Origin of the sequence: Pedobacter sp. G11 (assembly GCF_003860265.1) — a bacterium.
Classification (GTDB): Bacteria; Bacteroidota; Bacteroidia; order Sphingobacteriales; family Sphingobacteriaceae; genus Pedobacter; species Pedobacter agri.
Genome location: NZ_CP034190.1, coordinates 1,180,487 through 1,202,927, shown reverse-complemented (window position 1 = coordinate 1,202,927; position 22,441 = coordinate 1,180,487). Strand labels below are relative to the sequence as shown.

Genomic DNA, 22,441 nt, shown 5'->3' with positions numbered 1-22,441 from the left:
AGGGGTTCCAATAGGAGATTGCCTATTGGAACGGTATGAATGGATTTATTTTACGCGGAGGTATACATTCTGGTAGTTTGATTTAAGAATAAAATCAGATCCACCACCATTGATTTTACCTTTAATGTCTTCTGAGCTTCTTCCCCCATAAACGGCCAGGCCTCTGACAGTATTTATCGTTCCGGTGGCGCTCTTCACACCGGCAACCGTTAACTGGCTGTTTGCCGGTCTCCCGATACCCGTTACATCGCTTTTATCGTCTGCCACTTGTTTATCAATCGCGATTTTAAGCTCATCAGCTGCGTAAATTTTTCCAAAACTGGTCGAAAGGTCTACGTTTGCTTTCACATTTGCAGGAAGCGAAACATCTACGTGGCCATAAACCGATACGATAGAAACAGGCCCTTTAATCACATCGGCAAAAGTAGCATCTATAGTTCCATAAAGTGATTTGATATTCATTGGTCCTGTGTTGTTCTCCAGCTTGATTTTATTGTAGCTGGTTGATACCTCAATTTCGTTTTTTAGGTTTTTAAGGATGATTTCTTCCTGATAGATGTTACTTTTATTTAAAAAAGTGATTTTGATGTTTTGCGGAACTTTGATTGAAATAATACCATCAATCCTTTTATTCACGGCATTTACATTAATTTCAGTGCCCTTTTCGGATACATCTATTCCTAATCCGGTATTATCTACAAAACCAGAAGCAGTGATTACACGCAGTCCTTTCGCCCGTTCATCAACAATTTCATTTTCATTTTTTGGAAGTGAAAATATGATTTCGTTACCGCTGTAACCTTCTACTATGGCGCCGGGAATATTTAAATTTAGTTGTCCTGATGACTTGCTGAGTTTGTATTGTTTCTGTGCTGAAGCGCCGATGGCAACTGAAAGCAGCGCAGCCAGAACGATAAATTGTTTTTTCATAATTTTATGGGTTATAAGTACTATAATTTGTCTTGATTTAATAATATGGTATAAGCTTCATCTCTTACCGCAACAAAAGTTTCCGGATTGTTAACGATAGCATGTAGTTGGTCATCAATTTTAACGTTCTTCATTTTTCCAAGTAAGCTGACCAGTCCGAGCTGAACCATCGGGTCATCCTGCTTATTTAATGAATTAACGAGCAAGGAGGCGGCATATCTATCCGATTGGTGTTTTTCTAATACACTTAGCGCTGCCAACCGCACATTGGTATTGCCATCATGATTGAGCGTTTGCGAAAGCATATTTAAAACCTGGTTATTGATTCGGTCTGATTTTTCTATCTCCAGAATGGCCAATAACCTGATGCTTGCTGAACTGCTGTCTTGCAGCGCTCTATAATCAGTAATAACCTGTTTTGCCGGTAGTTTTTTTATCTCTTCTTTAGCTACAGTCTGATGAATTGCCATTGGTGTTGATGCCTTTAGGCTTTCAGTAGCTGTTTCAGGCTTTATTGTCTCCGGCTTCGTAACTGTTGGAAGCTGTTTATCATCCAGTGGTTTGGTTTGCGTATAATTTACTTTCGTTTCCTGCTGGCGGTAAAAAAAAATCCATGTTGATGCCAGGGCAACAATTAAAGATGCTGCGATCAACCATTTTTTGCTGTTAAACAGCGAAACCTTTTTAGCCTGTGGCGCAACTGTTCGATTAAACCGTTGCATATCAAAAGCAGGTGCTTCGAGATGATCGAATTCCGCCCTGTTCTGCTTCACAAAATCCTTTATCTGATCATTCATAATAACATTTATCTTTTAGTGATAATAAAATCTTCTTTTTTGCCCTATGGTATTGGGTTCTTACATTAGTTGGCGTTAAGTCGAGCATTACCGCAATTTCTTCATGTGTAAATTTTTCAAAAACATGGAGGTTTACAATTGTTTTATATCCCGAGGGAAGCGATTCGATACTTTTCTTCATATCGTCTACCTTACAATCCAAAATCTCCATGTGCTCCGTATCCGTTCCTTCATCCTCTACGTCCATGTCTCCTAAATCAGAAAACAATATTTTTCTTTTTCTGATATGAGAAATGGAACGATTGATCGCGGCCCTTTTCACCCAGGCTTCGATGTTCAAAACACCCTCTAATTTGCCCACTTCAGTAAATACAGCACAAAATGTATCCTGAAGAATATCTTCTGCCTCAGCAGTGTGGCTTACAATTCTGCTAATTGAATTATAAACTTTTCTGGCATATCGGTTATAGAGCCCGGTATAACCGCCCTCCTGTCCGTTGAGACACAATGCAATGAGTTCCTTATCCGTTATTTTATCTGCAGATGGCAATGGCGGAGCTTTTTAATTTATCTTTCTTTACGTTTCTATATTCTAGTCGCAACTTATTTAAAAGTGTTACACTATTTGCTAATTATTTCTGAAAAAAAATAAAAATGGCGATAGCAGATGTCAGAAACATCAAGCAGATGGATTGAAGGAAGCATGACCGGAAAATTAAAGGGCAGGAAAAACATTCCTGTTCTTAAATTTAGGAATGCTTGTTTGCAGTAGATTTAGATGCTTTACCTGGATGTGGGATGGCGAAAAGCTAGGTTGCTGCGGTCAGGAAGCTGGGTGATGTGTAGAGTATTTAGTTTGGAGTCAATATCTTCCTTAACTATGTCCTGTTCCACTAAAATTGGCCGGACTTTCATTCACCTGACTATCGGAAATAACAGGAATGGTTTCCTGATAGGATAACTCCACAGCATCCAGATAGCTTCTTAATTTGGCGATGTTTTCGTTCACCTGTAATCTCTCTGTTTCGTTATGTTCAGGCGCACCATCCATTGATTGAATTACCTCAAGGGCATAATCCATAAAATCTTTTACATTTTCAGAAAGCAGTGGTTTCGGCGTAATCATATTATTTGTTTTAACTGTATGTTAAAGCAACAATAAAATCTTCTGAAAGTTTGGGGATTATGATTTAGCTGGGAATGATCGTTTTTGCGGTTTACGCCATTCCCAGGGCACCACAGGATTTGGGTCTTTCCATAAACCGATTTTGTTCTTTCTGGCTTCGGCTTCGAGCTGGGCATACAGTTGATTTTTCGAATATTTCCGAAAGTGCCAGGCCATTCCCTGTTTCAGCATTTCCTGATTTACGATTTGCTTTTTATGATTTGCCACAACGGCAATCAGCCTGTGGTATCGATCGTAATTTTCGCCATAAACCGTTACCTGCTGCCCGAAACATAGATTAGATAAAGCAATTTTCGCGTTGTTTCCGAATGGCTGTGATCTTCTTTTCTCCGGGCAATCGATATGCGCCAGTCTAATTTTAACAGGTATTTTCTGATACAGAACTTCCATGGTGTCGCCATCCATAATGCGGATGACTTTGGCGTTAAAGGTGCGGTGTTTAAGATTCGGAACCTGAACTTCAAGGTAAGAAATGGGCTGTATCCAAAACCATAAAATCAGTACCGTTAATTTTCCCATCCACATAAAGTTTTCCCCTGACCCTTTGCTTTTTCTAAAGTTGTTTCTATAATCTTGTGCTGGCAGTTGCTTAATCCACGGCAGCTCGATTTATAGTGATATTTTTTTCCGCCCGAACTGTTGCAAAGGTAAACGGTTTTGGTTTCGCTGCAAGCAATGTTGATCAGAAGGAAGAGGGTTAGGATGAGGGATTTCAAGGGGATAAATTGTTAAAGATTAGCTATACACCTAAAAATTTTAATATAACTTTTTCTGCTTCCGATTTATTAGAAAATTTAGAATATAGTTCAAATCTTTTCACGCCTGAGCTCTTTAGCCAGTCTGTCCAAATTAATCTCATTATTTCCATATCTGTAGGATGTACTGAAGCTCCAGAATTCGTTTGGGTTCTGTCGTATAATTCTAGCACTAATATTTCAAGATCTCCGAGAAGAGGATTTGTTAAAGGATGAATTTTATAAATTGGATTTTTCCTATAAAAAATCTCAATATCATTTTCCCCTGATTTCAAATATTGTTTTCTAAAATTACCTATTTTGGAGGCCGATAAGCCATATTTTTTGTTGTCAAATGCGGTTTCTATATATCCATCTGTAAGCAAAATCAACACGTTCTTATACTTATTAATGAATTTTTTATTGCCGATGTTTGAGCTACTCATAGCTTTGTTAACTAAAAAATCATCAACTCCTTGCTGCATGTAGGTCCAAATATCAGAACCGTATGGATTCGAAACTGCATTTTTGCTAATACGATCAAACTCATGAACAAAATTTTTCTTAGCTTTTTCAAAATCAGACTTTAAAAACTTTATTCTTTCAGATTGTGTTTTAAATAATGCAAAATCAATGTCAGTTAGCCTGGTATTTGCATGATATTTTACAACTTGAGCTTGATTTATATATCCAATTCTAAACTGATCTAGTTGATTCATTGATCTCTTGTGGGTTAAGATTTTAGGATAAATACAATCTGTAATTATCTTTATTATTTCAACATCAGAAACAGCTTTTGGATAAAGTTTAGGACTGAGTCTATTCGATAGATCGGATGAGATTGTGATATTGTAATGTTGAGTAATTAGAGGTTTATCGGTTTTTGTATGTTTCGTGTTATTTTCTGATAGGTTGGAAGTGCAGCTAGCGATTAATAGAAGTGCTGGGAGTAATCTTGTGTATTTCATCATTATTTAATTTTAACTCTAGCATCTACTGAATTTCTATTAACTTTATTATGTTCCCATAATATAGCAATTTCAGTTGCAAGTGCGGACTTCTCACTTGCCTTACTAATTGAATATTCTTTATGTAGAAAGTCATTCCATCCTTCGAGGAATATATTAATTCTATCCCTTAATGCATCAATAGATACCGACAGATTATCGTTTTCTACGTGGCTTTTATATATGTCCGTTGTAATTTCGATGATCTGTAATTTATTATTCAGATCGTTTTTTCTATTTTCAATCGACCCAACTTTTTTTAGTGGAAGATTTTCTAAATCAGCTTCATGTAGTTTTATTTGAGAGTTTTTTGCAATGTTTTCTTGAGATTTTAACTCAATTTCAGATTTTAGTTGTCCTATTTCAATCTCAATTTTATTTATATCGTTTCTTTGATCCTGTATGAACAGTTTATTCTGTTGTTCTGCTACATCAGGGTTACGAGCATCAGCTATCCTATTAAGTTTCTCAAAACAGAATTTAAATAGTAGTATGCCAAAAGCTCCGAGGATAAAGACAAGGTAGAAATTTGTATCTGTGAAAATTTTTATCCAGCTCCATTTTTCTGGACTAATTTCTGTCTGGGATTTTATTTCATGTATAGACTGAGCAATTTTAATTGCAATAAAACTATCAACGAGAACAAGTCCTAAACCATATGTTAAAATCTTTGCCCATAGCTTGTTTGTCATTATTCTCTCAAGGCAAGCAAATATTAATGGAATAAAAACAAATAGACAAACAAATACAAAAGCCATTGTTCCATGTATCCAGGAATTGCTAAACGCTTCAGGATTAAAAATCTGAGGGGTGACGGTTTCGCTTGAAGTTTTAAGGGCGATCTTTGCGTCTTCTTCGCTGTAGAGTAAGATATAGGCTGCAGAGGAATAAAAAATTTGCAAGTAAATAAAGAGTGCAATTGTAAAAATTATCGTAGTAATTAGCTCAAACCATTTTATTCCAGGTTTTACGAAAGCATTAACTGATTCTCTAATTCTATTCTCTATTTCATTGATTTTTTTATTTAAGGCAAATAATCTATTTTCTTTTAAATCGCCTATTACGGATTGATTAATTGATACTTCTGACTTTAAATTGATTATTTTATTGTTTAGATTATCTTTTGAAACTTCAAATTCATTTTCAATTGTGGATATCTGGATATCACAGCGCTCTTTCAGTTGGCTTATTGATTTAGCCCTCTGTTCAACTATCTTTGATATCAGACGCCTTTTTTTATCTTCGATAACGTCAATATCATTAATGAATCCATTATAAAGAGTGTCTAACGCTTTATCAAGAACGTTATGATCTCCATTATTTGAGTGCGACCTATCAAAGCCTTGTTTTCTCAAATTATCACGATCGAAAGAACTAACTTCAGAAGCTATCATAGAGTCGAGAACTTTTTCATATTCAGACTTTACATCTAAAGTTTGATCGACAACCTCTCTATTATAATTTATCCTAGGATTATTGTTTGTCGCTATTTCAGTTGCTGTATTTACATCTATATTATGATCAATGTTATACCTAATGCGCTCGAATTCAATTAGAAATTGTTTGTAGGTTATTGGATCGTCTGAAACCTGAATGTTTTCAACATTATTGTTGCTGGCGTTGTATGAGTAATTGTACGAGCCGTTTATTGAAATCTTATGATCTATTAGGCAAAATTTATGATGCATCATACCCCTGTCATCACCAGTGTCAAATGCATGTACACTTATATTTGCTCCTTTGAACATCAACTTGACTGTTTCGTTAGATGCATTAGAGGATAAAATAACATCAACAGCTACATTTCTATTTTTGGCATCTATGATTGAAGTTGCAATATCTCTATCTGTAAACCATGCCATTGCAAGATAAATGCATTGCCTTGCATTTTGAATTTCAGCGATTATTCTTTGCTTTATTTCGGTACCATTTGTCAAAATATTATTCATATGCATTGATAGGAGTGACTTTTTGTTGGCTAAACTGATGTAAAAAATGCGAGATTGCTTCCTATTCCGTCCCGAGAATGATTAGAAGCAATCTGCTGCATTTTGTGAGAGATATTGAGTGTTAATTGTATTACGTGTTATTTCTGAAGTTTTGTTTATCAAAAATAATGGTATACGAGAAGAGAATTTTACGGGAAACCGTAAAGCGGAAAATATTTGTTGAGAAACCGGCAGAAAATGATTTTTGGACTACTGAACGGTTAAAATATTTTGAGGATCAGGTGTTTTGATCATTGCTTCCGATTTTTCTTTCATCCACCAGTTGCTGTCTAAACGCTTAATAGAAGTAAATGTCCTTTTGTCGCCAACCTTCATATTAGGCGTATCGAAATGTCTATCCCAAACATGGATGAGCGTATCATTACCAATTTTAATCCACCATAATTTATTGCCGAATCTTTGCGTTTGGTATACTTCGGAAATAGTCCCTTTAATCGCTTTGGTATTAAAACCAGGTTCCATCAACTGAAAAACCTGCATCTTTTGTTTTTGAGCGCTTGCACTTCCAATCATGAAAGCGAAAATAAGTGGTGTTAAAAATTTTTTCATCTATAGCTTTTTTGGCTATACATGCAATGGATGTGATTTGGAGGGGATGATATCTACACTTCACATGAAAATGTGCAATAATTGTAAATATGTAGCGCCAAACCTACAAATTTTTGGGAATATTGCTTTACGGGAAACCGTAAGAATGGCAGAAATATGATTTATGGCAATAAAGCAGCATGATCAATTTTAATCCACTGAGAAGATATCTTCTTTAAAGATTATTGCAATGGTGCTTTCTGGCATGAAATGGGTAAGATGTAATGAGCTGATAAAGTTTCTAGGCTATGAAATCAAATAATGCCGTAATCTTTACAATAGGCAACCAACTGTTCGTTTTTAGCGAATTCAAGTGAATCTCTCATGATGGCCAAACGCTTTTCTACACTGCTCAACCCTGAAGGTTTAATGTTATGTTGCTGGAGGTACGCAGGAATATCTTTCTGCAAAGTTCCTTGCGATAACAGCGAGATTAACGTGACATCATAGCTTGAAAATTCAAAAGCATTTTTTTGTTTGATGGCCGGCTTTAAACTTTCAGATAAATAGGTTTTGTGCTGTGCAATATATTCGATGGCTTTTCTCAGGTCTTTCGCATCATGCCGGGCCTTGCGTACATAGGCATTAATTTGCGAAGCTTTGAAAAGACTGTCGATCACAGCCGGGTTTGTTTCTGCAGAAAATACCAGCACTTTAAGCTGGGGATGAATTTGCTTAACTGCTTCAATCAATTCTACACCGCCCGCAAGCTGTTGTTTCCGATGGTCTTCTTCGAAGGAAAGATCAGTGATTAATAAATCGAATGGCTGATCATTATGCAGGCTTTTTCTTATCTGCATCAGCGCTTCATCACAGTAGTAAGTGAATTCAGCATTGGTGATACCAAAATCTTCCAAAGTTTTTCTAACTGAAATACTGGTGCTTTCGTGGTCTTCTGCTATTAATACTCGTTTGAACATCGTTTTGAATTAAGCAACCGGAAAAGAAATGTGAACCTTTAATCCTTTCTCCAATTTAGTTTCAAAGTTAACGGTCCCTCCAATCGCATCTATACGGGAAACCGTATTATTCAAACCATTATTAAAGTTTTTGTCGTCAGCTATGCCAATACCATTGTCGGTATAAGAAATAAGAATGTTATTTTCTTCCTCTTCGAATTTAATGACTACGGTATCAGCCTCGCTATGCTTTTTCATATTAACCATTAACTCCTGCAAAATGTGCTCCAGTTCATATTGAGACTTAGCATTCACATTTTCCCACAGCGCAGCTTTGTTGCCCACGATGATGACTTTAGTTTTACTGGTTGCAAAAGATGTTAATAATACCGACAGTTTTTCATTGAACTGCTGCTGGTTAAATTCAGGTTTATCGTATGAAATATCTCTTGATTTTTCATAAAGGTTCTCAATTTTATCAATAATCAGCTCACGATCGATATCTGGCTGATTCTCCATTTCGCTCATAATACGATATAGGCCATTGGCTACCACATCGTGTACTTTTTTTGAGGTTTTCAGCTGATTTTCCTGAACGGCATGTTGCTTTTCGAGTTCCATTTTTTGTTGTCGCTTTTTAAACCAGAGAAAAGCAATAACAGAAATGGCAATGAATGATAAAATGCCTAAAACCAAAATAACATCCCGCTTAATGATCTGATAACGTTTCTCGGTATTCTCTTTTTGAAGGATTAAGTTATCAGCCTTGCTTTTCTCGGATTCGTAACGAACAATCGCGAACTGATTTTTTGCGGCATTACGGGCTGTTTGCAAGCTGTCGCTTAAACGTTGATAACTTTCAAAATATTTTTTTACAGCTGCTGAAGGACTCAGCGAAATTAATTTTTGCAAGGCTTCGAGCTGATCATCAGCACTGTTAAGTTTCTGTGCAATTTGATACATGTTTTTGGCATACAGTAATGCTGAATCGGGCCTTGATGAAGTATAATAATCGGCCAGGTGTGCGTAACTGGCATTCAATCCCCAATCATCTTTATTTTTAATACGGATGTTTAAAGCTTTTAACAACAGTGGTGCAGCATCATAACCGGCATTCCCCATCCACATGGTTTTTGCGGCATTGGAGAGAAAGCGGGCGTATTGCGTACTGTTTTTGGTTTTTTGAACCAGTAGTTCATTGTAGATTTTTGCAGATTGCGGATATTGCTTCAGTTTTTGAAGCGCCATGGCTTTATTACTTAAAATAACAGGTCTTGCATCATCATCAGCATGTTTCAAGGCCATGTTAAAATAGGAGAAAGCCAATTGGTATTGTTTTAAATCCAGGCTACTTCTACCCAATTCATTATAGCTCGATGTCCAACAGGTGGCATGCTTTGGGTTTTTGATATTAATGAGTTTTAATGATCGGGTAGCACTTTCTTGTGCACCAAAAAAATCTCCTGCAGAATTTTGAATCTGAGCCATGAAACTATAGGAGGTTGCGATCGTTAAACTGTCTTTACTTGTTGTAGCAGCAATATTGAAGTAATAAAAAGCTGAATCGTTTTGGTTTGCAAATAGCTGTTCCGCTTTTTTGAGGTTAATATCTTGCTGAGGATGTGAGGTAACTTTCTGTTTCTTACAGGCGAAAAGGCATATAAAAAGAATCGGGAGCAGGCGGTAAATTTTCAAGGGGCTAAGTTTTCCCAAATATAATTAAAAGAGCGATTGCATAAATCGCTCTTTTTAGAAAATTATGGCTTTTTAGGTGGTACTGATCCTGTTTCGCCACCTGTATCATCACCCGGATCCTGATCTCCGGGATCTGTATCACCAGGATCTTCTCCGTTGCTATTGATGTTCACTGTCGTGCCGGAACCAGCAGGCGGCGTATTGGTAGTTGAAGGATTTACTAAACCCAATAAAATGGCAATAAATAAAGGAATAAACATGATTCAAAAATTTTAGAATTGAAATACTTGCAGTTCTCCCCGAACCATTCGGGGAGTTTGCTGCGGTGTAAATCAGAAGGCCTTCTGAAAATTTTTGGGAAGTGTTCGAGTTCCCATCGCGGCTGCTTTTTAACTGCTTCCCAGGTCAGTTATTGGCAACCGCGATGTTTACTCTTAGCATTCAGGTTCTATTAAATGCCTTTCCGTGGAATGCACTTGAGCTGTTTGCTGAGACAAATTTGGGGGGAATAATGGCTTAATTTGCAGCCGATTCCTGTAATACCGATGATACCGGTCCAATTCTGAAAATACCTTTGGAGATGTCGGAAATTCCGATAAATTTGTGCGCTTTAATGCGCTCCCTATGTTTGAAATCTACCAGGAAAAAGTTTTGGATGCCTACAGAAATAAGGCTGAAAGAAATCAGTTACCTCAGTTATCAGGAATTAGCCCGGCGCTCTTAAGAAATGAATGTTTGAACCTTTACAAGGAACGAAAAGGTAATGAAAAAGATGCGGCCTCTTTAAGGACTTTTTTTGGGCCGGATGAAAACAAAAAAGGTTATTTGAAGATCATAGATGAGTATCCAACCGGTAAGTTTAGGTCGCTTAGTAATTTTTTTCAAGGCAGGGATGTTAAACCCGATCGAAAAAACATTGAGCTACTGGCATGGTTAATTGATTTTCAACCCAGGCCATATCAAGCTCTTTCAGGATATGAAATTTCATCCTCACTAAACAAAGATGATCTTTCCGATGAACCTGAAAGAGTGCCGGATGTTTTAGATGGGGATTTTAAAGGACCTGAAACAGAAGCTGTGTCTGATTCAGAAAGAGAAGTTATCCTTAAGCAGGCGACGATCACTCAAACCCAGTCCGAAAATGAAAGGATTAGTATTCCGAAGAAATTTTATAAGGCCATTATATCTCTTGCTGCCGCTTCAGTTGTTGTAATTGCATCAGTTTTTTTAGGCCAAAAAAAACAATGTATGTACTGGACCGGAGATCATTATGAGCCAATAGCATGTGATCAAAAGGTCTCAACTCCGGTTATTGCTTTAGATACCTTCAGTGTATCGCATTTAAAAAAGATCTCTGACAGAGATACAATTACAGCAGCATCAATAGGCAAGGTATATTATACAAAGGTTAAAATTGATAGTGTCGATTTTTATACCGCTAAGGGTGATCACCCAACCAATAGCACTAAACGATTGCTACCAATGACCCAATATATTTTAGATAAATATGTTCCTAATCATAAATAATTATGATTTCAGCAAATTCTCCGTTTTATCTAAAAAATACTCAGTTGCTTCATTAATGTTTATGCCCATACGTTCGGCTAGTACAGTAAGCCACCAAATGCATTCGCCAAGTTTATGTTTAAGTTCTTCATCTGTATTGGCTTTTGGCCATCGACCTTGTTGCGACATTATCAAACGGCCTACCAATCCGGCATCGCTAAGAAAAGCAAGCGCATCTTCCTCAACATTCCATTCGGTACCATGGTGCTGTAATTCCAGCTCCCTGTATTTTTCACGAATAGCCATTGAACGGTTTTTGATATTCTGAAGATTTGTATTTTCCATTGTACTATTTTTTAAGGTTAAGGAACATGGGTTTTTGTTGCAGTATTTTGTGATAAACAGCACACGATTCGCTGTGTGCGCCAGGTAAATAACCAATGCTCATCAAAAATTCACCAACAATTTCTCCTCCGGTAAATTTGAATGTTTTCTTAAAAAGCTTAACCCACTCCATTTTGGTTTTCGTGTAGTGATGTAGCAACCATTTTTCAAATGAACCAAATTCTTTTTGAAGTACGAGAATGGTTTTGGCATTTTCAATTGCTGCGTTTACCTTAAGCTTATTCCTGATGATTCCGGCATCCTGAAGTAAACGTTCACGGTCTTTTTCGGTGTAAGCAGCAACTTTTGCAATGTCAAAATCATCATAAGCTTTCCTGAACGTTTGTTCTTTCTTTAATATGGTTTCCCAACTTAAACCAGCCTGGTTAATTTCCATGATCAATCGTCCAAACAACTAATTGTCGTCATGAATGGCGAAACCATAATGGTTATCATGGTAGTTTTGATGAAGGCTCCTGCTTGGTTCGGCCATAGCAGCGATATAATTACAATATCCCATCGTTAAATTTATTATTGCAGACTGCTTTTATACTGCAAGGGTGTAATACTGGTTTTATGTTTAAATAATTTGGTAAAGGATTGCGGGTGTTCAAAGCCCAACTGGTAAGCCACCTCGGCAATGGTCAATGTATCTTTCGCGAGGTAAGCTTTCGCCTTGTCAATTAATTTATCATGGATGAATTGTTGGGTATTTTGTCCGGTTAAATTTCGAAGTAAGTCACTCAGGTATCTTGCGGATAAATTTAACTCTTCCGCTACAGTAGCAACAGTGGGCAAGCCTGTAGCTAATGCTTTTTCATCGTTAAAATAAGTTTCAAGATAATTTTCAAGTTTGCTTAAAACATCATGGTTTACGATTTTGCGGGTAATAAACTGTCGGTTATAGAAACGATTGCTGTAATTGAGCAGGAGCTCGATTTGGGAAATCATTACATCCTGACTAAAATGATCGATCCTTTCTTCTAACTCGGCCTGAATATGCTGGAAAATACCCCAGATGGTTTGTTTCTCTTTTTCAGAAAGGTACAGTGCTTCTGATGCAGCATAGCTAAAAAAGCCGTATTGTTTGATCTGATCATTCAAGGCATATTGACGAATAAAATCGGGATGAATGTGCAATGATAAGCCCTCGTAATTGGCTTCTTCATCTTGCATGCGCAGGAGCTGGCCTGGTGCGACGAACGACATTCCGCCTTCCTCAAAATCATAAAACCCTTGTCCGTATCTGATTTGGCCCTTAAAATTTGTCTTAAAAGAGATCTTATAGAAATTTAAAATGATACCTGCCTCAAAATCTTTGGCGTTGAAAACGGCATCTCCATAGTTGATGATGCTGATGATTGGGTGCAGCGGTTTAGGTTGCCCCATTGCCTGATGCAACTGCGATAACGAAGTGAATATTTTCGGACTTGCTTTCATTTTTTGATGATAGACGTTAATTAAATGCTAAAATACAAAATATTAAAAGGCAAATGCTGACTTGAGTTCCTGTACCTGTGCTTCTGCGCCTTTGCTAGTTCGTTGTGCAATCAATTCCAAAGCATCCCGGCCGGCAATGTACCTAAACCGACCAGTGCCATCGTTGGCCGCTTCGAAAACGACTTGTGCAATATCTTCCACTTTAGAATAATTGGCCACTTGCTCTGCGCTATATCCTTTGCTCACCGCTGTAACCAGTTTTTCATAAGCATCATGCTGAGCGGATTCCATGGATCGGCTGGCGAAATCAGTTTGAATGCCACCGGGAGCAATTACTTTCACCTGAATACCAAACTGCGCCAGTTCAATTGCTAAACTTTCTGAAAATCCATCAACAGCAAATTTAGTAGCGCTATAAATCGAGCAGGTAGGGAAACCCATCAGTCCGAATGTGGAGGTAATATTGATAAACATACCACTCTTTTTCATGCGAAAATGTGCTATAAATGCCTGTGTTACCCTGATTACGCCAAGCAGGTTGGTGTTCAGCTGTTTCACAATTTGATCATCGGTCAAAGCTTCGAGAGGTGCAACTAAACCATAACCTGCATTATTCAATACCACATCTATCGAATACTGATCTGTGATTTGCTTGGTCGTTTCTGTGATTTGCCGGGTATTGCTGATATCGAGGGGTAGCAAAATTACATTCTTCAGCTTGGTAAGTTCGTTTTCCTTTTCCGGGTGGCGCATGGTGGCAATTACACGCCATCCTTTGCTATGGAATAATTGAGCAGTGGCTTTTCCTAAACCTGACGATGCTCCTGTAATCATGATTGTTTTCATTCTACTTAAATTATACCCAAAGTTCGTTTAAGCAGTTGCTTAACAGATCGCCAAAATGGAGGATTACTTCGCCAAAATGACATTGGATTTGAAATAAATTAAGGCTTAACATCCCCCTTAAAACAGGAAATAAATTTGCTATTTCGGGTAATTAATCGTATATTTAAGTTAATCAAACAAAATAAGCCTATAGAAAGAACCAGACCTAATTAAAATTGATCACATCAAATTATTAAATATGAGAAGATACATTTTAGGCGTTTCAGGTTTGTGTTTTATTGCTTTTTCGCTCGTTTTTACGTCCTGGAAAAAAAGCAATACGTTAGAAGAAAAAACAATCAACGCTAACATTACACCATTAAAAAATGCTTATTTAAATTATGCTGAACATATTTACGATTCAGCCCATTTAAAAGCATCCGGTCTTGCTTTTCCAGTATTTGAAAAAGCGTTAACAGGGTTCTATAATCTCAAAAAATCGGGCCGTGTTTCTGACAGCCCTTTGCTAACCATTGCTGATTTTGATCAGGCCAGTTCGAAGAAAAGATTGTACATCATTAATTTGGCTGAAGAGCGTATGGTTTTAAATACCTGGGTAGCTCACGGTCAGAAAAGTGGAGAAGATCAGGCGGTTGCTTTTTCCAATCAAAATGATTCATTTACCAGCAGCATTGGTTTTTATGTTACGGGTGAAGAATATCAGGGTGCACATGGCCGATCATTGAAGCTGGATGGAATGGATCCGGGGTTTAATGATAATGCCCGCTTACGGTCAATTGTCATTCATGGTGCGCCTTATGTAAGTGAAGGAACCATTGCAGCTTTAGGCCGATTAGGTAGAAGTCAGGGTTGCCCTGCAGTTGCGCCAGAGCTTTGTAACGAGGTGATTAACACACTTGGTTCTGGCAGTGTGTTATTCATTAACAAATCAACTGCAGCATACCATTCTGCTTATTTAAATGAAGGCACCGCAGCGGCATTTGCACAGGTACCAGGTTTACTAAATTCAGATTTAGCCAGCATTCATCAAGATTAAATTCGGGTGAGATGGGTGTATAAAACCGCATCAAGCCCATAAACATCTTTAACAAATTTAAGGCCGCCACTGTTGCTGTCTTTCCAACAGGTAAAATAGCTTAGATAAACCGGAATTTTCGTCGGCAATGCAATGTCCTCAGCCTTAGGGTCATCGCTGTCCATACCTTTCTTAATCTGCTCAAACTTTGCTCCGGTGCCAAAAAGTGCCTGTGCAAGTTCGAGCGGTTTTTCAACCCGAACGCAACCATGACTAACGGCCCTTACAGATTGGTTAAAGGCAGCTTTAGCTGGCGTATCGTGTAAATATACGCTGCTTTGATTATTGAAAAGAAACTTGATTTTGCCCAGAGAGTTATCTTCTCCTGGTCGTTGTTTAAAAGTATAGGTTTTCCCGGTGCCTGACGCTCCAAAATCAATCGTTTCCGGATCTTCAATTTTCTTGCCGTTGTAAAAAACATCTATATTGTTATTGGCCAGGTAGTAGGGATCTTTAGCTGCATATTTTGTGATTTCATTCGTGGCAATACTTTCTGGTATATTCCACACCGGATTAACCTGCACACTGTGAATCATGCTTTTAAGCTGTGGTGTTTCGCGGTTAAAGGGACGATCCTTTTTCAAATCATTCTCATCATATTCTGTAAGGGATGTTGCCTGATTGTTATTTCTACCCTCACCCACGCAAACTTTCATTTGTAAAGTAGTTTTTCCATTTTCTATTACCTGTAACTGATAATCAGGAATATTTACCCAAACATATTTCTTCTCGGTAGGCAGATTTTTCCAGCGTAATCTTTCGAGGTTGACCAATAAAATACGGTTGGTTTCCTCAGCAGACAACCCTGGTGCCGTAAGGCGATCACGTAATGCGGTCTGTAATAATTTGTAGTTTTCTGTTTTTGGCTGAATGCTATCTAAAAAAGCGGATATGTTTTTCGTTTCAAATGGCTTTCTGAAACTAATTGAGTCTGGTCGTTGTGTTGCTGTGTAATATTGCGCATATATCCTCCTCGGACTGATTAAGCCAAATTGCATGGCATTGCTATAATCGCTAAGAGCTGATGCGGCCGTAAGTTCCAAACTAATTAATGCCTCGTAAGCATCGTCAACAGTCTTAATTTCTGCTTTATTATAAATTTTAGTAAGGAGTTTATTGAGCTGCTCTGCTTTAAAAACTGATGGAGATAAGCCATGTTCCGGTGCTTTATTAAACACTGCAACGGCTTGTTTCAAGCCACTATCCGGTAAATGTTTCATCACCATTACCGGCTCATAATCATGTTGCGCATAAAATGATGACATAAAACCAGGATTACGAAATAGCTGCTGCCTGGCCGTAATTGCAGCCTTCATTTTCTCACCGAAGGTTTCTGCTGTAATTTCTTTGAAAACTTTGTTGCCCGTTTCTTTACTCAGCGCAGCGCCAATATCAGATTTGCTTTTTTTACAGGCCTGAAAAACAGAAACAAAAAGCATCAGCATTAAAAACAACCCTGTTAGCTTAGGGCTAATCATCTTTCTTACATCCATGCCGATATAATAACGATTTGCCTTTTTTTGTTTTTTGGTTTTCGTATTGATTTGATTTACAGTCGCTAATTTATTTTTCAGATTTATTTGTTGCCACGTCTGTAAAACTTTGCCCTATCAAAATGGTGATGATTGTAAAACGAATTTTGATCCATTTCTATGATAGTTTCTTCCATCCGCAAGGCTGCCGGACTCCCAATGGCATCTCTGATTTCATCCTCTGTATTTTGATCCACTTCTCCTGAAACATAATAAGGAAGTGCTTTAAACTGATCGGTGTGGATGTTTGGAAGAATCACAACGTCATCATGATCATGTAAATGCGCAAGGCCGATGGGAATGAGCACACCTTTGCTCTCCAGATCAACACCTAAATCATCGAGGTCAATAATTAGATACCTTACAGCATTATTTTGCGGATCGAACAGTAAATCTCTTACTTTCCCGATTGATGCTCCCGCTTCATTTTGAACCGTCCAACCTTTAATATCAGCTTCTCCTGCCGTTAATTTGTAATCGCTGTTCGCTAATTCTAACAGTTGACTGTAAGTATTTCCCTGGTTTTCCATATTATGATGTCTTTTGCAAATTTAATTCTGGTAAGACAACAATGGCTTAAGGCAAAGGTTTTAATCAGCGATGATTGGATTTGAAATGAGCAATGCCTTTAACTGCTGGTTCTCCTCATCATTAACGGGTAATATATTTCTAATCAATTTAAAGAGATTTTCTTTATCGTCTAATTGCGATTTAATTAGCGATAAAATCATTTTCTCCTGTGATTCATTTAAACCCTTAAACAGACGGGGCTGGATACAATAAAGTGCCTTAACCAGTTCGATAAATAATTGTTTCTGCTCCAGTTCAGCCGCATCAAAATCAGGCATCGACTGTGCATTTTCGAATTTCCGAATCAGTTCATTTGCGGCATCATCTTTTACAAACTCCTTTTGTTTTTGATTGACAATTTTTTGAAGATCTTTAATGAGTTGTTTAAAAATCGGGCTCTGTGGATTGGAACCAAACATATTTGTGGTTTCTTCCGTATCAGTAAAATTAAACAGATTGAAATAATCTGATTCAACGTAGACGCTGTGGTAAAAGTTAATGGCGTTATTATTGAAGGATGTGAGCTGTTTGAAAACCTCTTTCTTCTCACTGTTTAAGAAGTAGTAATAAAATTTATCGCCAATTTTTTCATTCCAGCGCACAAAAGTAATGGTAAAGTTAAACCGGGAGGTGGAGGCATCTACAATCTCTCGCTCAAAAACCTCATGATCAGCCAAAAGATCTTCGTATTTAATTCTATCGCCATTTATACATAACTGAAAGTCATTTTTGCTGTTCAGCAGTAAGAACCACCCGAATTCAGATTTCAGGTAATTGATAAAAGCCTCACTGGTAAAAGAATAAGCAGTTACGCCAAACAGGTTAATAAGTTTCAACCGTGTTCCCGTTTCCATATCAGCTGCAACCCGCTTGTTTTCATCGGCATAATAATCCTTGTTGCTGGCGCTGATATTTACATCATAGTTAATGTATTCATTTGCCACTTCATCAAAAAATGTGGTGTTCCAAATGGCTTTTTGCGCAAAGGCGATGAAAGAGAAACGGCCTTTACCTTTTTTTCCACGAACATAAGATGACCGATGATCTGAGCTACGTTTCAAAGAATCTAAAAAGGCGCCAAACGTTTGGTGCAGGTTGTTCAGGTTAATGCCGCTCCCATTGTCGATGATTTCGATAGCAGGAATAAAATCTATTTCATTGGTATCAAAAACCAGATCAATTTTTGTGGCTCCTGCATCAAAACCATTCCAGATCAGTTCGGAAATGGCTTCCATGTAATCACGGGTTATCCCTGAAAATTCCACACTATTATTGTTGATGCTGACCTTGTTTTCCATTTTTGCGATTGATAAAAATAAACCGCAAAATACTAAATTAGTTAGCAATAAAAGGAAAAATTTATCAACTTAAATATTAGAATTGCTCTGCTTACATGCTCATAAGCTCGCTAATTGTTCTAACCTCACCTCGCCAGTTTTGGTGGAAATGGTCCGTTACTGGCAGGTATAGGATACCAGTAACTTTTTTCTCCATCAGTTTCGATGCTTTTGATAATTTCTGTAAGTGTAGTCGGGCGGTAGCTGGCATCATAATAATACCTTTCCAATACCGATTGATCTATCGTTTGCCTGGTTTCATCATCAAGCTTAATTTCGCGGACGGCCTTTGGAGTGATGTTAAAAGGAAAAATGAGTGAATTGTAGAGTTTGCCCGTGTAGGCATTTGGTGCTACATATCTTTTTAAAAAGTCCGCTTCAAATCCTAAACCCGCGGCTTTCGCTTTTTCAACCATCCAGCTAAAAGCAATGTCGCTCAGCCCTGTTTCTCGATATCCACCACCGATATTGGAATGTACACCACAAAACCATCGCTGTTCTAAAACCTGTGGATTGACCTGATCTGCTGCCGCATTTTTATCCTGAATCCAAAGGGTAGGCGTAAAGCTGCTTCTTTTTTCATCAATGGCTAAGGCATGGTAAGCAAAATCAATGTAACTGCTTAGTGTGGTGTCATGAAATTGATATTTCGATGCATTGTAGGGTCTGAATAGCGAAAGGGGAATGCCCAGTGACCCAACGGTATCCCAAACACCTACAAATTTAATGCGGCTTTCAAAACTATTACGTTCTCTAAATGCAATAGCTTTTTCGCCACTGGGAGCCCAGTCAAGTTCTGTTCGTCTACGATAGTAATTGTATGCCTGATCAATTAAACTCAAATCATTGTTTTTGATAATGCCGCAGTTGCGGATCATTCCCGCCAGACTGCGGGCGGTGTAGGCACCTCTGCTAAAACCAAACAAATAGATCTCATCTCCCTTAACAAAATTCCAAACTAAAAATTTGTAGGCACTAACAATGTTGTGGTCTAAGCCAAATCCCGTGGCACCATCTAAATACCTGCGCAGCTTGCTCCCCGAAGTGCCAACGCCATCTGTATAATATTTAATCTGTTCAATACCCTTATCGTCGGTATTGCAAATGCTTTCGAACATTTTTTGAACATTCGTACGAATAGGCAAACCGTCTTCACTATCGCCCGGACTGTTCCAGGTGCCATCGCAACAAATAATAATTCTTTTCATATTAATGATTTATTATTGGAAGCGTTGCGAAAAATTGGGTTTATCTTTACAAATTCATAATTTCTGAACCGCATTTTTAGATCATTTAGATATTTCATGAAAACCATTTATTGCCAAAAACAGTAATCAAGGGGATGTTTTACTAAATATATATGCACTTTGCTTTATTAATTTTGATAATTAATAATCAGGAGCAACGGCGGGAACGAATTTTAACGGCGTATATAGGGTAATAACTTTAAAGATAATTTATAACAAACTGATTGTCAATACTTAAAAGTTAGTATTCTTTTAGCATTTGAATTCAAAGAGAATAGAAAAAGCTATAGAAACGAGAAAGCCTCATATCTCTATGAGGCTATATTGAATGTCTTATAAGTATCCACCGATAAAACTAAACCAAACAAACTATATCATAAACACGATAACAATGGCTTTGTTTTAAGAATTTAAAAAAAAATTAAAAATGTAATCGGGAGAAACTTTAGGCTTTGATGCGTTTTTTTGACAGGTATTTCCGAATGGGAATATCAAACAAAATCATGGTTAAATAAGCCAGTGAAACCAAAGCAATTATTCCGCAGCTGATGACCAGTGCCAGTTTTAAGCCTTCAGGTTTGTAAGTATTGTAGTAGTTGGCGAATATCCAGATGGCCATATAATGTGTCATGTAAAGCGGATAGGATATTTTTCCTGAAAATATGCACAATTTATGCAGGCCTTGTGTGGCCACGGTACCTGCACCAAGTGAAACCAGTAAGGGGAAATAAATAACCACTACAAAACTTTCGGTTAACCAATTATAAGATGAGTAGGGCATAAAAAAAGCCAGCAGCAAAAGAATAGATAAGCCGATAAAACCCAGTTTATTTTTGATAATCCAATTGTATCGGTAGATGATTAAACCTGCGATGAAAGAATAAAATATTCTGGCTCCGCCTTCCCAAAAGTTTTCACCAGCCCAACCGCCCAAAAGCGAACCTGCATGATAGGCTACACCTATTAAAATTACGGCAGCGGTACATACCAAAACAATGAGGTATTTTTTCGGTAATTTATAAAGTACAAAAGCATAGAAAATATTGGCCACATATTCCCAAAACAATGACCATGCGGGTGCATTTAGTCCAAAATTATTAAAATATCGATCTTCCATGGTAGGAAAGGGAATTAATAACGCAGAGGTAAGGAATAATAAAGTGATTTTACCAATGCTGTATTGTGCCGCAGTTCCGCTAAATGGGTCGAATAGGAAGGTCAATAACCCCAATACCGAGCCGAAGATGACCAATGGATGCAGTCGGATTACCCTCGATTTAAAAAACTCCATGATGCCCATTTTTTCCAGCCGATCGTCATAAGCATAGGCAATTACAAAACCCGAAAGACAGAAGAAAAAATCAACTGCTAAAAAACCATGACCAAGGATGTTTTTGCTAAATTCGAAAACCACTTCCATAAAGTGGAATGCAACGATTGCTAAAGCGGCGACACCCCTCAATCCATCAAGGATGTTAAAATGCTGCTTCGTTTTTAAAAGGCTTGGATTAACGTTGGTCATGCGATGCTGGCTACTGATTCCTAATGAGCGAGAGGTATAATTAACAAGGATACAGAAATGGCCACATTATGCCAAATAAAACTTACGCAGATTTTTGACGGTTTAAAATAAAAGGACTTTCAGTTTAGTGAAAGTCCTTTTCTGCATTTATTTAGTAATTCCCAAAGTTAATCATCCATTGGATGCCAAATTTATCTTTGAAGCTTCCGAAGTAGTCACCCCAGAACATATCTTCCATGGGCATTTCAACGGTTCCTCCAGCTGATAGGCCATTAAAAAGTTTGTCTGCATCTTCCCTGCTTTCAGCCGCCAGATGAACATACATGTTATTGCCTTCTCTCAGCACATGGCCGGCAGATGGAACACAATCAGAGGCCATTAAAATGGTATGCTCATTTATCGGAAGGGACACGTGCATCACTCTGTTCCGCTCATTTTCAGGTAATTTATCCGATTCAGGTGCATCACTCATTTTCTTAAAAAAGGCAAATTCTCCACCTAAAACAGATTTATAAAAATTGAAAGCTTCTTCAGCCTGGCCGTCGAAGTTTAAATAAGGGTGCATGGTTCTCATAACTTATTATTGTTTATGCTAAGTTATGAAAGCCAAAAACGGTTTAATGGGTGCAGTTCAGACAAAAAAGAGGTGTTTTTTGACGACATCCCGATAACATGGGAAAATTTTAAATTAACTGATGAACTTCACCGCCTGTAAGCGTTTTCATTAAACTGTAGGTATCTGCAACCACCCAATGCTCAATTATTTTTTCATCTCTAAACCTCACAATGTTTACTTCTTCATATTCAACTTTTTTTCCTGTTGCAGGAATATTTAGAAAAGTCTCTTTATGTGTTCCGCTTACAGTGAATTTGGCCACTACTTTATCGCCGTCACCTAATACATCATCAAACCTTATTTTTAAATCAGGGAAACCAAGTTTGAAAACCTCAACCGTATCATAAAAAGCTTTTGCACCTTCCCGTTGCCATGGAAACGTTCTGTGAACCTTTACACCACTGTCCACGAACTGATCTATTGCATCTAAATTTGCGTTATTGAAAAGCTCATCAAAAAATACCTTGCAAATCGCCTTGTTTTTCTCTACTTGATTATCCATATCTCTTATCTTTTTTGTT

24 protein-coding genes are annotated in these 22,441 nt (G+C 37.6%); 2 read left to right on the top strand and 22 right to left on the bottom strand.

Annotated elements, in window-relative coordinates; translation table 11 throughout:
* Positions 1-45 precede the first annotated feature (45 nt).
* The 11 genes from EA772_RS05275 to EA772_RS05220 all read right to left on the bottom strand — a co-directional run bounded on the left by EA772_RS05275 (position 46) and on the right by EA772_RS05220 (position 10,105).
* Positions 46-930, bottom strand: a complete 885-nt coding sequence (locus EA772_RS05275; protein ID WP_116168860.1) for a DUF4097 family beta strand repeat-containing protein — start codon at positions 928-930, stop codon at positions 46-48.
* A gap of 20 nt (positions 931-950) precedes the next feature.
* Positions 951-1,727, bottom strand: coding sequence for a HEAT repeat domain-containing protein (locus EA772_RS05270; RefSeq protein ID WP_124911632.1), 777 nt, complete (start codon positions 1,725-1,727; stop codon positions 951-953).
* Entirely contained in the window at positions 1,720-2,277 is a 558-nt protein-coding gene (locus tag EA772_RS05265) for an RNA polymerase sigma factor (RefSeq protein WP_010601703.1), read from the bottom strand. The genes EA772_RS05270 and EA772_RS05265 overlap by 8 nt, the downstream gene beginning before the upstream one ends.
* A 324-nt stretch (positions 2,278-2,601) precedes the next feature.
* A complete protein-coding gene (locus tag EA772_RS05260) occupies positions 2,602-2,853 on the bottom strand; it encodes a hypothetical protein (RefSeq protein WP_124911630.1) in 252 nt (83 codons plus the stop codon).
* 57 nt (positions 2,854-2,910) lie between these two features.
* Entirely contained in the window at positions 2,911-3,432 is a 522-nt protein-coding gene (locus tag EA772_RS05255; protein WP_246834047.1) for a thermonuclease family protein, read from the bottom strand.
* Positions 3,433-3,652: 220 nt separating this feature from the next.
* Positions 3,653-4,618, bottom strand: coding sequence for a hypothetical protein (locus tag EA772_RS05245; protein ID WP_124911624.1), 966 nt, complete (start codon positions 4,616-4,618; stop codon positions 3,653-3,655).
* Complete coding sequence (locus tag EA772_RS05240) at positions 4,618-6,642, bottom strand: phospholipase D-like domain-containing protein (protein WP_256370018.1); 2,025 nt, start codon at positions 6,640-6,642, stop codon at positions 4,618-4,620. Before EA772_RS05240 ends, EA772_RS05245 begins: the two co-directional genes overlap by 1 nt.
* A 210-nt stretch (positions 6,643-6,852) precedes the next feature.
* The gene (locus EA772_RS05235; RefSeq protein ID WP_116168865.1) at positions 6,853-7,212 is read right to left on the bottom strand and encodes a hypothetical protein; all 360 of its coding nucleotides are present in this window, start codon (positions 7,210-7,212) and stop codon (positions 6,853-6,855) included.
* A 293-nt stretch (positions 7,213-7,505) separates the two neighbouring features.
* Positions 7,506-8,171: a response regulator gene (locus EA772_RS05230; protein ID WP_116168866.1), complete on the bottom strand. Its 666-nt coding sequence runs from the start codon at positions 8,169-8,171 to the stop codon at positions 7,506-7,508.
* A 9-nt stretch (positions 8,172-8,180) separates the two neighbouring features.
* Complete coding sequence (locus tag EA772_RS05225; protein ID WP_124911620.1) at positions 8,181-9,845, bottom strand: ATP-binding protein; 1,665 nt, start codon at positions 9,843-9,845, stop codon at positions 8,181-8,183.
* A 62-nt stretch (positions 9,846-9,907) separates the two neighbouring features.
* Positions 9,908-10,105 (bottom strand): hypothetical protein, encoded by a 198-nt coding sequence (locus EA772_RS05220; RefSeq protein WP_124911618.1) that lies wholly within the window; start codon positions 10,103-10,105, stop codon positions 9,908-9,910.
* Between the two features lie 364 nt (positions 10,106-10,469).
* On the opposite strand from EA772_RS05220, the gene EA772_RS05215 reads away from it, so the two are divergent.
* A complete protein-coding gene (locus EA772_RS05215) occupies positions 10,470-11,372 on the top strand; it encodes a hypothetical protein (protein ID WP_124911616.1) in 903 nt (300 codons plus the stop codon).
* On the opposite strand, the gene EA772_RS05210 is transcribed toward EA772_RS05215, so the two are convergent.
* From EA772_RS05210 to EA772_RS05195, 4 genes are all read right to left on the bottom strand, one after another.
* On the bottom strand, positions 11,373-11,696 hold the full coding sequence (locus EA772_RS05210; RefSeq protein ID WP_124911614.1) for a MazG-like protein: 324 nt from the start codon (positions 11,694-11,696) through the stop codon (positions 11,373-11,375).
* Between the two features lie 4 nt (positions 11,697-11,700).
* Positions 11,701-12,138, bottom strand: a complete 438-nt coding sequence (locus tag EA772_RS05205; protein ID WP_256370016.1) for a DNA-3-methyladenine glycosylase I — start codon at positions 12,136-12,138, stop codon at positions 11,701-11,703.
* A 128-nt stretch (positions 12,139-12,266) separates the two neighbouring features.
* Positions 12,267-13,175, bottom strand: coding sequence for an AraC family transcriptional regulator (locus tag EA772_RS05200; RefSeq protein ID WP_124911612.1), 909 nt, complete (start codon positions 13,173-13,175; stop codon positions 12,267-12,269).
* Between the two features lie 42 nt (positions 13,176-13,217).
* Positions 13,218-14,021 (bottom strand): SDR family oxidoreductase, encoded by an 804-nt coding sequence (locus EA772_RS05195; RefSeq protein ID WP_124911610.1) that lies wholly within the window; start codon positions 14,019-14,021, stop codon positions 13,218-13,220.
* A gap of 238 nt (positions 14,022-14,259) precedes the next feature.
* On the opposite strand from EA772_RS05195, the gene EA772_RS05190 reads away from it, so the two are divergent.
* Positions 14,260-15,057, top strand: a complete 798-nt coding sequence (locus tag EA772_RS05190) for a murein L,D-transpeptidase catalytic domain family protein (protein WP_010601691.1) — start codon at positions 14,260-14,262, stop codon at positions 15,055-15,057.
* Here the strand turns inward: EA772_RS05190 and EA772_RS05185 are convergent.
* The 7 genes from EA772_RS05185 to EA772_RS05155 form a co-directional block, all read right to left on the bottom strand.
* The gene (locus EA772_RS05185; RefSeq protein WP_124911608.1) at positions 15,054-16,589 is read right to left on the bottom strand and encodes a L,D-transpeptidase family protein; all 1,536 of its coding nucleotides are present in this window, start codon (positions 16,587-16,589) and stop codon (positions 15,054-15,056) included. The two genes, EA772_RS05190 and EA772_RS05185, sit on opposite strands and share 4 nt — an antisense overlap.
* An 83-nt stretch (positions 16,590-16,672) precedes the next feature.
* Positions 16,673-17,158, bottom strand: a complete 486-nt coding sequence (locus tag EA772_RS05180; protein ID WP_116168874.1) for a PRC-barrel domain-containing protein — start codon at positions 17,156-17,158, stop codon at positions 16,673-16,675.
* A gap of 60 nt (positions 17,159-17,218) precedes the next feature.
* Positions 17,219-18,496, bottom strand: a complete 1,278-nt coding sequence (locus EA772_RS05175; protein WP_124911606.1) for an ATP-binding protein — start codon at positions 18,494-18,496, stop codon at positions 17,219-17,221.
* A 125-nt stretch (positions 18,497-18,621) separates the two neighbouring features.
* Positions 18,622-19,743, bottom strand: coding sequence for a DUF2235 domain-containing protein (locus tag EA772_RS05170; RefSeq protein ID WP_124911604.1), 1,122 nt, complete (start codon positions 19,741-19,743; stop codon positions 18,622-18,624).
* Between the two features lie 484 nt (positions 19,744-20,227).
* Entirely contained in the window at positions 20,228-21,304 is a 1,077-nt protein-coding gene (locus EA772_RS05165) for an acyltransferase (protein ID WP_124911602.1), read from the bottom strand.
* 151 nt (positions 21,305-21,455) lie between these two features.
* Positions 21,456-21,878, bottom strand: a complete 423-nt coding sequence (locus tag EA772_RS05160; protein WP_124911600.1) for a VOC family protein — start codon at positions 21,876-21,878, stop codon at positions 21,456-21,458.
* A 109-nt stretch (positions 21,879-21,987) separates the two neighbouring features.
* Positions 21,988-22,422, bottom strand: coding sequence for an ester cyclase (locus EA772_RS05155; protein ID WP_168187481.1), 435 nt, complete (start codon positions 22,420-22,422; stop codon positions 21,988-21,990).
* Positions 22,423-22,441 lie beyond the last annotated feature (19 nt).

Coding starts and splice junctions, on each gene's coding strand:
- EA772_RS05275 (WP_116168860.1), bottom strand. CDS start 930: ATGAAAAAACAATTTATCGTTCTGGCTGCGCTGCTTTCAGTTGCCATC.
- EA772_RS05270 (WP_124911632.1), bottom strand. CDS start 1,727: ATGAATGATCAGATAAAGGATTTTGTGAAGCAGAACAGGGCGGAATTC.
- EA772_RS05260 (WP_124911630.1), bottom strand. CDS start 2,853: ATGATTACGCCGAAACCACTGCTTTCTGAAAATGTAAAAGATTTTATG.
- EA772_RS05255 (WP_246834047.1), bottom strand. CDS start 3,432: ATGGGAAAATTAACGGTACTGATTTTATGGTTTTGGATACAGCCCATT.
- EA772_RS05245 (WP_124911624.1), bottom strand. CDS start 4,618: ATGATGAAATACACAAGATTACTCCCAGCACTTCTATTAATCGCTAGC.
- EA772_RS05235 (WP_116168865.1), bottom strand. CDS start 7,212: ATGAAAAAATTTTTAACACCACTTATTTTCGCTTTCATGATTGGAAGT.
- EA772_RS05230 (WP_116168866.1), bottom strand. CDS start 8,171: ATGTTCAAACGAGTATTAATAGCAGAAGACCACGAAAGCACCAGTATT.
- EA772_RS05220 (WP_124911618.1), bottom strand. CDS start 10,105: ATGTTTATTCCTTTATTTATTGCCATTTTATTGGGTTTAGTAAATCCT.
- EA772_RS05215 (WP_124911616.1), top strand. CDS start 10,470: ATGTTTGAAATCTACCAGGAAAAAGTTTTGGATGCCTACAGAAATAAG.
- EA772_RS05210 (WP_124911614.1), bottom strand. CDS start 11,696: ATGGAAAATACAAATCTTCAGAATATCAAAAACCGTTCAATGGCTATT.
- EA772_RS05200 (WP_124911612.1), bottom strand. CDS start 13,175: ATGAAAGCAAGTCCGAAAATATTCACTTCGTTATCGCAGTTGCATCAG.
- EA772_RS05195 (WP_124911610.1), bottom strand. CDS start 14,021: ATGAAAACAATCATGATTACAGGAGCATCGTCAGGTTTAGGAAAAGCC.
- EA772_RS05190 (WP_010601691.1), top strand. CDS start 14,260: ATGAGAAGATACATTTTAGGCGTTTCAGGTTTGTGTTTTATTGCTTTT.
- EA772_RS05185 (WP_124911608.1), bottom strand. CDS start 16,589: ATGGATGTAAGAAAGATGATTAGCCCTAAGCTAACAGGGTTGTTTTTA.
- EA772_RS05180 (WP_116168874.1), bottom strand. CDS start 17,158: ATGGAAAACCAGGGAAATACTTACAGTCAACTGTTAGAATTAGCGAAC.
- EA772_RS05175 (WP_124911606.1), bottom strand. CDS start 18,496: ATGGAAAACAAGGTCAGCATCAACAATAATAGTGTGGAATTTTCAGGG.
- EA772_RS05170 (WP_124911604.1), bottom strand. CDS start 19,743: ATGAAAAGAATTATTATTTGTTGCGATGGCACCTGGAACAGTCCGGGC.
- EA772_RS05165 (WP_124911602.1), bottom strand. CDS start 21,304: ATGACCAACGTTAATCCAAGCCTTTTAAAAACGAAGCAGCATTTTAAC.
- EA772_RS05160 (WP_124911600.1), bottom strand. CDS start 21,878: ATGAGAACCATGCACCCTTATTTAAACTTCGACGGCCAGGCTGAAGAA.
- EA772_RS05155 (WP_168187481.1), bottom strand. CDS start 22,422: ATGGATAATCAAGTAGAGAAAAACAAGGCGATTTGCAAGGTATTTTTT.